Raw genomic sequence first — 13,285 nt, 5'->3', positions numbered from 1 at the left:
TTTCACCCGTTCACCATCGCCAGCGTAAACCCATCCCATCCCTTAACCCCCACCGTTTGAAGCGCGGTGGCGGTTAACCGCGGATTATCCCCAATCATCTCGATAAAACGCCGCACGCCCTGCACCCGCGCGTCGTCGCTTTGGCCGTTAATGACCTCGCCGTCGCGCACCACGTTATCGCCGATAATCACCGTGCCGGGACGAGAATAGTGAAGCGCCCACTCCAGATAGCCGGGATTGTTCGGCTTATCGGCATCAATAAAGATCAGATCGAACGGGGGAACGTCGCCAAACTGTTCCAGTGACGGCAGCGCGGGCCCTTCGATGAGTTCAATGCGATCGTTAAGTCCGGCCAGCTGGATATTCTGCCGCGCAACCTCTGCATGCGCTGGGTCCGCTTCAAGCGTAACCAGCTTTCCGTCCGGCGGCAGGGCGCGCGCCATCCAGATCGAGCTATAGGCGCCCAGGGTCCCGATCTCAAGAATGCGTCTTGCCTGCGTCATGCGCACGAACAGCGCCAGCAGCTGCCCCTGATTGGCGGCGACATCGTGCTCGGGTAGCCCGGCGCGCTTATTATTCTCAAGAACCCGCAGGAGCACGTCATCTTCGGGTATGAGTGAAGAAATCATGTAATTATCTACTGCAGACCACTGTTGTTGCATAGATTGACTCCTTGAGAGGGATTGCCGGTTGGCGGCTACGCTTTACCCGGCAGGTTTTCAGGCACTTACCCATCCGCCGCCCAGCGCTTTATACAAGTCAATTTGCGCCAGCAGCAGATTATTTTTTACCTGTACCACGCTGGTTTGCACCGAGTACAGCGTACGCTGCGCGTCAAGCACGTCCAGATAGGACGAATAGCCGTTGCTGTAGCGGTTTTGCGCAATCCGCAGCGTCTCCTGCGCCACGTCCTGCTGGGCAAGCAGCTCCGTCAGCTGTTCCTGATAGCGCGTTATGGCGTCAAGGCTATCATTCACCTCTGCAAAAGCATTTCGCACCACTTTTTCGTAGGAATAGAGAGCCTGATTACGCTGGGACTGGGAAATATCAACCTGCGCATTTAGCGCCTGGCGGTTCAGCAGCGGCGCCAGAATGCTGCCGCCTGCACTCCAGAGCTGCAGCGGGTTATCCAGCAGGCCGGACAGGGTACGATCCTGTATCGATCCGGTTGCGGTGAGGTTGATCGACGGGAGCAGGCTGGCACGCGACGCCGCCAGCGTTGCGTCGGCTGCAATAAGCTGGCGTTCCGCCTGCACGATATCCGGACGGCGATTAAGTAGCGTCGACGGCAACTGCGACGGCAGGTGGAGCGGCGTAAGCGCGTCAAACCTGTCGCCACGTGCGATATTGCCCGGATTACCGCCAAGCAGCAGGCCCAGCGCGTTTTCCTGCTGAGCAATCCGATGCCGGAGCACGGGCACCTGCGCCCGTGTGGATCGCAGTTCAGAGTCGGACTGCATGAGCTCCAGCCGCGAGGTGTATCCCGTTTCAAACTGCCGTTTGGCAAGGTTGAACGCCGCTTCGCGCGACTTTAGCGTGGATTCGGTGACGCGCAGCTGTTCATCCAGCGAGAGCAGGGTGACGTATCCGGTAGCTACCGACGACGCAACGGTTAAATCCGCCGCCGCGGCAGCGGCTTTTTGCGCCTCCAGCGAGGCCTCGGCGGCGCGGGCGGTGCTGCGGTTCACGCCCCAGAGATCAACATCGTAGCTGGCGGTGAGGCTGCCTTTGTACAGCGTGCCGTAGACCGGCAGACCGGTGGCGGCGGATTGCGAACGGGCGCGGGTGCCCGTCACGCCCGCCTCAAGCGACGGGAACAGGCTGCCGTCGGCGGCATAGACCCGCGCCTGATATTCGTTCACGCGCTCGCGGGCAATCAGCACGTCGCTGTTGTTTTTGAGCGCCTCATCCACGTAGCGGTTGAGGTTACTGTCGTGAAAGCTTCGCCACCAGAGCTGTTCTACCTGGCTGGCGGGGCCTGCATCGGTGCGCCATTGCGCCGGGATATGCAGGGACGATTTTGCCGGTTCAACGTCCACCGACTGGCATCCCGCCAGAATGACGGCGATCAGCAGGCCGGCTAGGGGGCGCAGCGTCATGGCTTCGCCTCCCGCGTATCAATCGTCACCTGCACCGACATGCCTGGGCGCAGCAGGGCTGAGTCTTCAGGTTTGCCAAGCACCTCGATGCGCACCGGAATACGCTGCGCGATTTTGACAAAGTTGCCGGTGGCGTTATCCGGGGTAATCGCGCTGAATTCGACGCCCGTCGCCGGAGAAATGCTCTCCACCCGGCCCTGATAGGCCTTGTCGTTAAGCGCATCGACGGTAAATTTGACCGGCTGTCCGACGCGTAAATTCGCGAGCTGTGTCTCTTTGATGTTGGCGATCACCCAGTGCTGCGGCGGGACCAGCGTGGTCAGGTGCGTTCCGGCGGTAACGTACGCGCCAAGACGCACGGCAATCTGGCCGAGCTGGCCGTCGCGCGGGGCAATAATGCGGGTGTTTTGCAGGTCGATCTGCGCCAGCTCCAGCGCTGCTTTCGCATTTTCGACATCCGCCTCAAGCGAACCGCGATTGACGATAACGGTCTGCAGGTCCTGGCGCGACATCTCAAGCGACGCTTTGGCCTGGTCGATGTCGGCGCTACCCTGTGCGGCGCTGGCAAGCGCCGCGTCGCGCTCGCGAATGGAGAGCGACCCGTCTGCCGTTAAATCCTTCACGCGCCTGAGGTCCGCCTGGGTTTTCAGGCTCTGGGCGCGCGCATTTTTCAGCACCGCCTCGTTTTTCGCGATCGTCGCTTCGGCGCTTTTACGCTGCTGCAGGTTGTTCTTCAGCGCGGCAATTTTCATCGCCAGCTGCGCCTCGGCCTGATGGACCCGCTGGCGATAGATACGATCGTCTATCTGAAGCAGCACGTCGCCTTTTTTTACCTGCACAAAGTCCTGTACGTTCACCTCGGTGATATAACCATTCACCTGCGGGCTGATAAACGTCGTCTGGCCGCGCACGTAGGCGTTATCCGTAAACTGCGCGTGCCGGGTAAACGGCGGCAGCTGCCAGGCGTAGAGGATCGCCAGCACGCCGACAATACCGATGGCGGCGGCGGTGAATACCGAAACAATGCGCACGTTTTTGCGCGTGTTGGCCTGCTCTTTGGCGGCATCCTGCTGACTCATAAACTCTCCAGAAACTCTCTATTATTTGTTGCCCGTGGCCTTCTTCAGGGCCATGCGGGCAGTTATGCGCAGGCGCAACAAGCGCCATAAAATCCACACCAGCGTGGCGGCGGCAATGCTCGCCGTCAGAAGATAAGTGTCGTTATAAGCCAGAATATTCGCCTCAAGGGCGGTGACCGTCTGCAGCTGCGTGATGGCCTGGGTACCCAGCAGGGAACTGTCGCCAATCAGGCTCTGATACATCTGGGTATAGGCCTGAATGCGCTCGTTCACCAGGGGATTGAGCGTGGTGAGCTGTTCGGCCAGCAGGCTGGAGTGGTATTTCTCGCGCCAGGTCTGGAAGGTGCCGAGGATCGCTGAGCCGAGCAGGCCGCCGATATTCTGGCTCATGCCGAACATCACCGAGAAGCTAACCAGGTTGCGCGGTTCGGCGATGACGCCACCGATGGCGGCCAGCATTGCCGGGGCAAGAAAGAAGGCGCTGCCGAAGCCCAGCAGGAACTGGCTCAGCATCAGCTGGTCCGGGCGGGTCAGGCTGGTCGACCGGCTGTCGAGCAGGGAGGCCACAATCATCAGCGCCAGCGAGGTAATGATGGGCCACGCGAGCTTAGTGGGCTTGATCGTTAAACAGCTGGCGACGATCCCGCAGGCGATGCCGGCGAAAATAGACCACGCCAGGTGCGTCATCTGTTCGTTTTGCAGGCCAACGTACTGTAGCCAGCCGATAACCCCGGTGTTCTGCTCCGCCAGCACGATGCGGATCAACAGCATAATTAACCCCAGACGCACGATACTGCCGCTTGAGAGCCAGCGGGTATTGAGCAAGGGATTGCTGCGGTTATGTTCAAACATAATCGCAGAGACAATCAACACCAGCGATAGCGCCAGCGACCAGCCAATCCACGGCGCTTCAAACCACCAGTCAAGACGGCCCAAAGAGAGCACCGCGCACAGCAGCGCCATCCCGGGCGCCAGCAGAAAGAAGGTCACAAAATCTTTCTTCTCGAAAACCTTACGGCGGTCGCCCGGCGGCAGCTTGAGCACCATCACGCAGGCCAGCGATATCAGCGCCAGCCCCAGCTCAAAGAAGTAAAGCCCTCGCCACTCGTCGAGCTGGAGCAGCTCGGTTGAAAACAGCCGCGCGATGGGGATCGCCAGCGACGAGCCGGTAATACCAATCGTCAGGGCTTTCAGACGGTGCTTCGCGGGCCAGGCCTGAATCTGATAATAGATACCGAGCGAACTGAGCGCAGCCGCGACCATGCCGTGCGCGGCTCGCACCATCAGCGCCGAGCTGAGGTCGTTTACAAACAGGTGGAAAAAGGTCACCAGCACATAAAGCACCAGGAACCCCTCCGTAAACGCCCGCAGCCCGTACTGCTGGCGGAATTTCACCAGCAGCAGGTTGATGGAGACGTTGGTCATGACGTAGACGGCGGGCAGCCAGGCGATCTCCGTCGACCATGCCCCGAAGGTTCCCTGCAGGTTTTGCAGGTTGGCGGTCACGACCGCGTTACCGAGCGCGCCCGTCAGGCACACCAGCAGTCCAACGATGCCGTAGGCAATTCGCTTCGGAGTAGGGTGTTCCGGCGTAGAGGGTGAACCCAGCAGGGCGGGCTTCTCATGTGGCTGCCACTCGCGAGGAGCATAAGGATCGCGTTGGGGCAGGCGCATAGCGACGTTTACCTTAGCAATAGTTGAATAGTGAGCGGGCTAATGATTCTACGTCTGACGTAAATCATAATTCAAGTGAATATGAGTATCGCATGTTAACCGCATGTTGAAGGGATAGTTAAGGAAAAAAACGAAATGAGGGCGGGCTCACCTGCGTGAAGCGTGCCCACGGTTGCGCCCGTCAGGCTAATGCCGCTACCCTAAGAGACCATATCAGGAGGAGACCGCAATGGAACAGGCTAACATTCCCGGCTTGCCGGACGCCACGCTGGCGGCAATCAACACCGTCGGGGCGTGGCTGGCGCAGGATGACCGACAGGTGTCTGACGTTGACAGAGTAATCCTGGCCGGAAATGCGGTGATTCCCACGATTGACGCGGCGTGCCGCATCGCCGCGCAAAACGGTATTCCGCTCCTGATCAGCGGCGGGATCGGGCATTCGACCTCATTTTTATATGCAGCCGTTGCCGGTCATCCTCGCTATCACGCGATCCCCACCGCCGGGCGCGCGGAGGCGAGCATCCTGGGGGATATCGCCAGCCGGTTCTGGCAGATCCCCACCAGCCAAATCCTGATTGAAGATCGCTCAACCAACTGCGGGGAAAATGCCCGCTTTAGTTGGGAACTGCTCAAACGGCATCGGCAGCGCGCCGGGCGGGTGCTGGTCGTGCAAGACCCCACCATGCAGCGCCGTACGCTGGCAACCTTCGCCCGGGTGTGCCGCGATGAGCCTGTCTCACCGCAGTGGCTAAGCCATCCGGGCTTTATTCCCCGTCTTCATAACGGTGAGGGCGGCGTGGCGTTTAGCCCGGATCGCGACGGCCTGTGGCCGGTTGAACGCTATATCTCGCTGCTGCTGGGGGAGCTTCCGCGCCTGTATGATGACATCAACGGCTATGGCCCGGCGGGGCGCGATTTCATTACCCACGTTGAATTTCCCGATGCGGTGAGCGCGGCGTGGGAGACGTTGCGGCAGGACACAATCCTGACCGGGCTGCTGAACCAACGTTCAGTTTCCTGAGCCGTTGCCCGTTTGCGTAACCTTTGCCGCAAACGGGCAATTGATGTTGCGAATTTGTAATGATGACCTTTTGTTGACCCGGTTCTTTTTTGAGATATCTCACAAAAACAGCGTGATAGAGTAGGCAACTTCGCCTGCAACTGTAGTTTTTAACAATAAGTTTACTTGTTAAAAACAGTGTAATTACAGGAGCAGGTTATGACAGTACCCGTACAACATCCTATGTATATCGACGGACAGTTTGTTACCTGGCAGGGCGACGCCTGGATTGATGTCATCAACCCGGCCACCGAAGAGGTCATTTCCCGTATTCCCGACGGTCGCGCTGAAGATGCGGCCAGGGCCATCGACGCCGCCGAGCGCGCTCAGCCTCAGTGGGAGGCGTTGCCCGCCATCGAACGCGCCGGCTGGCTGCGTAAAATCTCCGCCGGTATCCGCGAGCGCGTGAGCGAAATCAGCGCCCTGATCGTGGCAGAAGGCGGCAAAATTCAGCAGCTGGCGGAGGTAGAAGTTAACTTTACCGCCGACTACATCGACTATATGGCCGAGTGGGCGCGTCGCTACGAAGGGGAAATTATCCAGAGCGACCGTCCCGGCGAGAACATTCTGGTCTTCAAGCGCGCCCTGGGCGTCACCACCGGCATCCTGCCGTGGAACTTCCCGTTCTTTCTGATTGCCCGCAAGCTCGCGCCCGCGCTGCTGACGGGAAACACCATCGTCATTAAGCCAAGCGAATTTACGCCTAATAACGCCGTTGCTTTTGCCAAAATCGTCGACGACATTGGCCTGCCTAAAGGGGTCTTCAACCTGGTGCTGGGCCGGGGCGAAACCGTCGGCCAGGAGCTGGCGGGGAATCCAAAAGTGGCGATGGTCAGCATGACCGGCAGCGTCGGCGCGGGTGAGAAGATCATGGCGGCGGCGGCGAAAAACATCACCAAAGTAGGGCTTGAGCTGGGCGGTAAAGCGCCCGCCATTGTAATGGATGATGCCAACCTGGAGCTGGCGGTAAAAGCCATCGTCGATTCCCGCGTCATCAACACCGGGCAGGTATGTAACTGCGCCGAGCGCGTCTACGTGCAGAAAGGGATTTATGACCGCTTCGTTAACCGTCTTGGGGAAGCGATGAAAGCCGTTCAGTTTGGCAATCCCGCCGAACGAAACGACATTGCGATGGGGCCGTTGATTAACGCCGCCGCGCTTGAGCGCGTGGAACAGAAAGTGGCGCGCGCGGTACAGGAAGGGGCGAAAGTGGTGCTCGGCGGCAAGGCGGTCGAGGGGAAAGGCTACTATTATCCGCCGACGCTGCTGCTGGACGTGCGCCAGGAAATGGCGATTATGCATGAAGAGACGTTTGGCCCGGTACTGCCGGTGGTGGTTTTTGATACGCTGGAGGAGGCGCTGAAAATGGCTAACGACAGCGACTACGGCTTAACGTCATCACTCTATACTCAGGATCTGAACGTCGCCATGAAGGCGATTAAAGGGCTGAAGTTTGGCGAAACCTATATTAACCGCGAGAACTTTGAAGCCATGCAGGGCTTCCACGCGGGCTGGCGCAAGTCCGGGATTGGCGGCGCGGACGGTAAGCACGGGCTGAATGAATATCTGCAAACGCAGGTGGTCTATCTACAGTCTTAATGAATACCCCTCTCCCGCAGGAGAGGGGGTTTTTGCCTTACAGCGAGGCAAATTTATCCAGGGTCCGCACCAGCTGCGTGACGAACCCATACTCGTTGTCATACCAGGCGACGGCCTTCACCAGCTGCACATCGCCCGCCTCGGTCACTTCCGTCTGCGTCGCGTCAAATATCGAACCGAAGTGTGAGCCGATCACGTCGGAGGAGACAATTTCCTCGTCGGTGTAGCCAAAGGATTTGTTGCCCTGGGTGGCTTTTTTCAGCGCGGCGTGGATCTCCTCCACCGTGACCTTTTTCTCAAGAATGGCCACCAGCTCCGTTACGGAACCCGTTTTGACCGGCACGCGCTGCGCATGACCTTTCAGCCTGCCGCTCAGCGCCGGGATCACCAGCCCAATGGCCTTGGCGGCACCGGTCGTGTGGGGAATGATGTTTTCCGCCGCCGCGCGCGAGGCGCGCAGATCTTTCCCGCGCGGCCCATCTACCAGCGCCTGCGTACCCGTATAGGCGTGAATGGTGGTCATGGTGCCCACCTTAATGCCGAACGCGTCGTGGAGCGCTTTCGCCAGCGGGGCGAGGCAGTTCGTGGTGCAGGAGGCGACGGAGATGATGGTGTCGCTGGCATCGATAGTGTCGTCGTTAACGTTGAACACAATGGTTTTCATCTCGCCCGCCGGGGCGGAGATCAGCACCTTTTTGGCACCTGCATCCAGATGCGCTCTGGATTTCTCTTCCGAGGTATAAAAACCGGTGCATTCCACGACGATATCCACGCCTGCCGATTTCCAGGGGATATGTTTGGCCTCTTTTTCGGCGTAAACCGCGATGGTTTTACCATCGACAATCAGCGCGTCTTCGGTGAAGTCGACGCTCCACGGAAATCCGCCGTAGTTAGAGTCATGCCTCAGCAGGTAGGCCAGCACTTTTGGAGAGGTTAGGTCATTGATGGCGACGACGGTATTGCTGTCCTGGGTTTCAAGAAGGCGACGCAGCACAAGGCGTCCGATACGTCCAAATCCGTTAATACCAATTTTACTCATCGTATTCTCCTGGTGAACATGTCGATGCGACAGTTTGAACTCATCCAGGCTTAGACCATCACGGGCCGGGCGGCAATTGAAGATGCTTCATGCGTAAGGAAGTATTTGAAAAACCATACAGAAAAGTTAATGAATTTTTAAGCAAAGCGGATTATGTTGGCGCTGTATTTGTTATTCATCAGGAAATCACATGCGCACTAAATATACAGGCCTGCAAATCGGCATTCACTGGCTGGTGTTTCTGTTAGTCATCGTGGCCTACTGCGCCATGGAGTTCAGAGGCTTTTTTCCGCGAACAGACCGTCCGCTGATAAACATGATCCACGTTTCCTGCGGGATCTCCATCCTGGTGCTGATGGTGGCGCGCCTGCTGATCCGCCTTAAGTACCCGGCTCCGCCCATTCAGCCGAAGCCCAAACCGATGATCACCGGCCTGTCGCATCTGGGCCACCTGATTGTGTACGTGCTGTTTATCGCGCTGCCGCTGATCGGCATTGTGATGATGTATAACCGGGGGAATGACTGGTTTGCCTTCGGTATGGTGATGCCGCACGCGGCGGAAGGGAATTTTGACCTGGTGGATGTGCTTAAAGAGTGGCACGTGACGCTGGCAAACCTGGGCTATTTCGTCATTGGCCTGCACGCGCTGGCGGCGCTGATGCACCACTATTTCTGGAAAGACAACACGCTGCTGCGCATGATGCCGAAAAAGCGTCAGTAGTCTTTAACTGGCGCTGCGCTTATCCGGCCTACGATTCAGAACCTTTTGTAGGCCGGGTAAGCGCAGCGCCACCCGGCTTGTTTTTTAACGCAGCAGAGCACGCTCTTCAGGTGTTAATTCCAGCGTCTGGGTTGACCCTGTTTCAGATGACTTCACCGCCGCTTCCAGCACCGCCATTACCGCCAGCGCGTCAACCGGATGAACCGGGTTCTCGATTTTGCCCATCAGCGCATCCCGTACGTTGATGTAATACTGACGCTGATCGCCCTTCGGCGTTTTCAGGCGCGTTGCGTCGCCGTTGGCATCAAACAGCACCATATCGTCGCTGTCTTCTCCCCAGCTTTCGCTGCCCGGAACAACACCCGCCAGCAGCTGTGCTTCCTGCCGATCGATGCATGCCTTCACCACGCTGGCTTTATCGCCGTGAACGGTAAAGCGCGACGTACCGCCAGCCACCAGCATGCTGGCGTGCAGAATCACCTTATGTTCAGGGTAGTTCAGGACCACGTGCGCCCAGTCGTTAATTTCCACGCCGTCGCGCAGGGTGGCGATATTGCCCTGAACCGACTCGGGCAACCCGAAAAGCTGCAGCGTCTGGTCGATCAGGTGCGGGCCGAGGTCGAACCACAGGCCGCTGCCCGGCACGTTTTGCTCTCTCCAGCGCACGCGCACTTCCGGGCGGAAGCGGTCAATGTGCGACTCAAAAAGTTTAACCTTGCCGATACGGCCTTGCTCGATAGCCTGCTTGATGCCGAGGAAATCGCTGTCCCAGCGGCGGTTATGGAACACCGAGAGCAGGCGATCTTTTTCATCCGCCAGGGCAATCAGGTCGCGGGCCTCCTGCATGTCGAGCGTAAACGGCTTATCGACGACCACATGTTTGCCTGCGTTCAGGGCAAGCGTCGCCAGCGGCGCGTGGGTAGCGTTAGGCGAGGCGATGACCACCAGATCGATATCGGGATGCTGAATGGCCTCTTCGGGGGTGGCAACTACCTGAACATCCGGCAGATCGCGTTTTACCTTCTCTTCATCACGCGAGGAAACCACCGCCAGTTTTAATCCTTCCACCGACTGGATAAGCGGGGCATGAAACGTTTTGCCGACAAAACCATAGCCGATGAGCGCAACGTTGATTGTCTTCACTTTATTCATAACGAACTCCACCTTAATTTGCGCAAACCGTAATCTGCAGTGCGCCAGTATCCCCAGGCTCTGCCCAGGGACGATCTAAAAACAGTTGATGAATGTCGGCGAGCCCACAGACAAGCCAGGGTTCACAGCGGTTCAGCTTGAGGCGATCGGCTACGATCCAGTGCTGGTGGCTGGCTGCCAGCATGGCTCGCTTAACCTCGGCATCGGCCTCCTGGCTGGCGCTCAGGCCCAGCTCGGCGTGGATAGCACAGGCGCCGAGAATGGCAATATCCGCCCGGTAGCGCGAGAGCAGGGAGAGGGTCGCGCTGCCGGCAAACAGGCGCTGTTTCTGGTCCCATTTCCCGCCGAGCAGGATCAGGTCGATATCCGTCCGGTCGCTGAACAACTGAGCGATATCCAGCGACGTAGTAATGACGGTCAGCGGGCCTTCAAGGAAAGAGGCGACCGCCAGAACCGTGCTTCCCGCGTCCAGAAACAGCGTTGAACCCGGCGGAACGCTCCGTGCAACCCGCTTCCCCAGGCGCTGTTTGGCTTCGGGCAGCAGCGTATTTCTGCTGTGACGACTCATGGCGGAAAGATCCAGCGCGATAGCGCCGCCGTGGTTTTTCTGCGCCAGCCCCTGATTTTCCAGGTCGGTCAAATCCCGGCGGATGGTATCTGCAGAGACGTTTAGCCTTTCTGCCAGCTCGGTGATGCTGGCCTGGCCCTGTTCGCTGAGCATCTCCAGAACGTATTTTTGTCTCGCCGTTTTATGCATGGTAAGCGTAATCCTGCAAAATATCGCAATAGTTTGCATATTACCGCATTTCTCATGAAAGGGAATAGTCAAACCTAGCGCATGGTTCAATTAAGTGATTATTAAAATTTAATTAATTAAGTCTTTCTAAACTGTTTTTTATGTTAATCACGATGTTATCGTTATGTTTTGTTTAACTATTTGGGCTATGTGACCGCTATAGTGCGGGTAATTAGCGTATTACTCCTTTATTTACTTTATTAATGGAATAATAAGCTGGTTGCTTTGTATTTTATAAAATTAAATCTTCCTTAAGCTTAGAAGGTTACTTAAATTGACAGTTCTTTGAAAATCTTTGTGTCTGACGCACTCGGAAATTAACGCAAAAATGTACAGGGCGCATTTTAGGAATTTTACTTAAATAACAAGGGGTTTATTTGTTTCATGTGAAAGGCCTTTTTAAGACTATTGTCGAGAAACCTTGCGATTTTTCTTATTTGTAACACCTTATTAACACTGTGGGTGTAGTTGCATATAAAGCATTTTGTTATGCTGCAATCCAGCTTTAAAAATAAGTAAATTCCTAATTTTATTTAATACGGTCGGCTCTCATTTTCAGTGGAAATGGGATGGGCAGCTTTCACCTTAAATTTGGCGCAGAGGGAGTGAAGAGTATTTGTCTAATTATCACTACCACTTTTGGGTAAGTATTTGGTCAGCACTCAGAGTCAGGGGGATAAAATGACTGCATGGCGTAACGATAGTTTATTCAGATTTCCGACAGCCGTGGCGCTTATTGCCCTGGTCGTCAATACGGCTTACGCCAATAGCAGCCAGGTTGGCATTGCGCCAATTACCGCGACAACGCTCAAAGAAAGTATCCTTTTCGCCATCGATCGCGATCCTTCCGTGAGCCAGCAGGCGGCGCAGCTGGGTATTGGCCAGGCGCAAATAGATGAAGCGCGCAGCGGCTGGATGCCACAAATATCCTTAAACGGCAGCACGGGCCATAGCCAAACGACAGATTCCAGCGGATCGCTGCGTAATTCTGCGGCCTGGGGCCTCAGCCTGACGCAGCTGGTTTACGATTTTGGCAAAACCAACAACAGCATCAGCCAGTCTTCGGCCCAGCGCGATAGCTATCGCTATCAGCTGATGGGCACGCTGTCTGACGTAGCGGAAAAAACGGCCCTCAGCTACGTGGAGGTTAAGCGCTACACCGATCTGCTGCAGGCGGCAAAAGAGAATGTGCAGGCGCTTAAAAACGTCGAGCAGCTGGCGAAGCTGCGTGCGGATGCAGGCGTGAGTTCGACATCCGACGAACTTCAGACCCGCACGCGGATCGCGGGCATGCAGGCGACGGTTCAGCAGTATAACGCTTCCTTAAACAGCGCCCGCGCACGACTGGCGGTGTTGACCGGAATGCAGGCGGAGCGCTATTCGCCTGTGCCCGCGAATCTCGCCGTCGAGCCTGATTCGCTGAACCGCATTGATTATTCGCTGATACCCGCGGTGATGGCCGCGCAGAACATGGAGCGCTCCGCCCAGTATGGCGTTGAAACGGCGAAGTCCCAGCACTGGCCGACGTTAAGCCTGAAGGGCGGCCGCACGCGCTATGAGTCGGACAACCGTTCCTACTGGGACGACCAAATACAGCTCAATATTGACGCACCGCTTTACCAGGGGGGCGCCGTATCGGCACGCGTGCGCCAGGCCGAGGGCACAAGGGCGATGGCATCGTCTCAGGTTGACCAGGCGCGATTTGATGTACTGCAAAAAGCCTCGGTTGCTCAGGCCGACTGGACCGGCGCGCGCGGCAGAGTGGAGGCGGGAAAACGACAGCTGGAAAATGCGCTGCGCGCCCGCGATGTCTATAAAAACGAATATACCCTGAGCAAGCGCAGCATTAACGATTTGCTCAGCGTCGAACAGGACGTGTGGGCCGCGACCTCGGCAAAAATAATCGCCGAATATGATGGCTGGAGTTCGGCAATTAATTACGCATCAGCTGTAGACAATCTCATGCCCCTTATTGGCATCGAGAAAAACGCTGCTGCGAAATTACCCGATTTGAGTTAATAAAAGACGCGCCTTTCTGCGCGATATAAGTCTGACAATAATGGGTG

At 57.0% G+C, this 13,285-nt stretch carries 11 protein-coding genes; 4 read left to right on the top strand and 7 right to left on the bottom strand.

From position 1 onward, the window contains the following. Nucleotides 1-2 precede the first annotated feature (2 nt). Genes E0L20_RS03620 through E0L20_RS03605 form a run of 4 tightly spaced genes read right to left on the bottom strand, consistent with a single transcriptional unit; the run spans nt 3 to nt 4,852 of the window. Nucleotides 3-662 carry an O-methyltransferase gene (locus E0L20_RS03620; RefSeq protein WP_131632728.1) on the bottom strand — a complete coding sequence of 220 codons (660 nt, stop codon included), beginning with the start codon at nt 660-662 and terminating at the stop codon, nt 3-5. Nucleotides 663-719: 57 nt separating this feature from the next. Beyond that, a complete protein-coding gene (locus E0L20_RS03615) occupies nt 720-2,099 on the bottom strand; it encodes an efflux transporter outer membrane subunit (RefSeq protein ID WP_131632727.1) in 1,380 nt (459 codons plus the stop codon). Continuing rightward, nucleotides 2,096-3,178, bottom strand: coding sequence for an HlyD family secretion protein (locus tag E0L20_RS03610; RefSeq protein ID WP_131632726.1), 1,083 nt, complete (start codon nt 3,176-3,178; stop codon nt 2,096-2,098). The genes E0L20_RS03615 and E0L20_RS03610 overlap by 4 nt, the downstream gene beginning before the upstream one ends. A gap of 21 nt (nt 3,179-3,199) precedes the next feature. Continuing rightward, on the bottom strand, nt 3,200-4,852 hold the full coding sequence (locus E0L20_RS03605) for an MFS transporter (protein WP_165500676.1): 1,653 nt from the start codon (nt 4,850-4,852) through the stop codon (nt 3,200-3,202). 229 nt (nt 4,853-5,081) lie between these two features. On the opposite strand from E0L20_RS03605, the gene E0L20_RS03600 reads away from it, so the two are divergent. Together E0L20_RS03600 and aldA are read left to right on the top strand one after the other, a co-directional pair. Further along, the gene (locus E0L20_RS03600; protein WP_131632725.1) at nt 5,082-5,873 is read left to right on the top strand and encodes a YdcF family protein; all 792 of its coding nucleotides are present in this window, start codon (nt 5,082-5,084) and stop codon (nt 5,871-5,873) included. A gap of 198 nt (nt 5,874-6,071) precedes the next feature. Then, nucleotides 6,072-7,511, top strand: coding sequence for an aldehyde dehydrogenase (aldA, locus tag E0L20_RS03595; protein WP_131632724.1), 1,440 nt, complete (start codon nt 6,072-6,074; stop codon nt 7,509-7,511). 37 nt (nt 7,512-7,548) lie between these two features. Here aldA and gap read toward each other — a convergent pair whose 3' ends face one another. Further along, nucleotides 7,549-8,550, bottom strand: a complete 1,002-nt coding sequence (gap, locus tag E0L20_RS03590) for a type I glyceraldehyde-3-phosphate dehydrogenase (protein WP_131632723.1) — start codon at nt 8,548-8,550, stop codon at nt 7,549-7,551. A 190-nt stretch (nt 8,551-8,740) separates the two neighbouring features. Here gap and cybB point away from each other — a divergent pair, with 190 nt between their 5' ends. Continuing rightward, nucleotides 8,741-9,271 carry a cytochrome b561 gene (gene cybB, locus E0L20_RS03585; RefSeq protein WP_131632722.1) on the top strand — a complete coding sequence of 177 codons (531 nt, stop codon included), beginning with the start codon at nt 8,741-8,743 and terminating at the stop codon, nt 9,269-9,271. Between the two features lie 84 nt (nt 9,272-9,355). Here cybB and E0L20_RS03580 read toward each other — a convergent pair whose 3' ends face one another. Next, the gene (locus E0L20_RS03580; RefSeq protein ID WP_131632721.1) at nt 9,356-10,423 is read right to left on the bottom strand and encodes an oxidoreductase; all 1,068 of its coding nucleotides are present in this window, start codon (nt 10,421-10,423) and stop codon (nt 9,356-9,358) included. A gap of 13 nt (nt 10,424-10,436) precedes the next feature. Further along, on the bottom strand, nt 10,437-11,180 hold the full coding sequence (locus tag E0L20_RS03575) for a DeoR/GlpR family DNA-binding transcription regulator (RefSeq protein ID WP_131632720.1): 744 nt from the start codon (nt 11,178-11,180) through the stop codon (nt 10,437-10,439). A 720-nt stretch (nt 11,181-11,900) separates the two neighbouring features. On the opposite strand from E0L20_RS03575, the gene E0L20_RS03570 reads away from it, so the two are divergent. Then, entirely contained in the window at nt 11,901-13,238 is a 1,338-nt protein-coding gene (locus E0L20_RS03570) for a TolC family outer membrane protein (RefSeq protein WP_131632719.1), read from the top strand. The last annotated feature ends 47 nt before the right edge of the window (nt 13,239-13,285 follow it).

Source organism: Enterobacter wuhouensis (assembly GCF_004331265.1).
In the GTDB taxonomy this organism is placed as follows: Bacteria; Pseudomonadota; Gammaproteobacteria; order Enterobacterales; family Enterobacteriaceae; genus Enterobacter; species Enterobacter wuhouensis.
The sequence above is the reverse complement of the archived record's forward strand: the minus strand, read 5'-3'. Positions and strand labels throughout refer to the sequence as shown.

Coding starts and splice junctions, on each gene's coding strand:
- E0L20_RS03620 (WP_131632728.1), bottom strand. CDS start 662: ATGCAACAACAGTGGTCTGCAGTAGATAATTACATGATTTCTTCACTC.
- E0L20_RS03615 (WP_131632727.1), bottom strand. CDS start 2,099: ATGACGCTGCGCCCCCTAGCCGGCCTGCTGATCGCCGTCATTCTGGCG.
- E0L20_RS03610 (WP_131632726.1), bottom strand. CDS start 3,178: ATGAGTCAGCAGGATGCCGCCAAAGAGCAGGCCAACACGCGCAAAAAC.
- E0L20_RS03605 (WP_165500676.1), bottom strand. CDS start 4,852: ATGCGCCTGCCCCAACGCGATCCTTATGCTCCTCGCGAGTGGCAGCCA.
- E0L20_RS03600 (WP_131632725.1), top strand. CDS start 5,082: ATGGAACAGGCTAACATTCCCGGCTTGCCGGACGCCACGCTGGCGGCA.
- aldA (WP_131632724.1), top strand. CDS start 6,072: ATGACAGTACCCGTACAACATCCTATGTATATCGACGGACAGTTTGTT.
- gap (WP_131632723.1), bottom strand. CDS start 8,550: ATGAGTAAAATTGGTATTAACGGATTTGGACGTATCGGACGCCTTGTG.
- cybB (WP_131632722.1), top strand. CDS start 8,741: ATGCGCACTAAATATACAGGCCTGCAAATCGGCATTCACTGGCTGGTG.
- E0L20_RS03580 (WP_131632721.1), bottom strand. CDS start 10,423: ATGAATAAAGTGAAGACAATCAACGTTGCGCTCATCGGCTATGGTTTT.
- E0L20_RS03575 (WP_131632720.1), bottom strand. CDS start 11,180: ATGCATAAAACGGCGAGACAAAAATACGTTCTGGAGATGCTCAGCGAA.
- E0L20_RS03570 (WP_131632719.1), top strand. CDS start 11,901: ATGACTGCATGGCGTAACGATAGTTTATTCAGATTTCCGACAGCCGTG.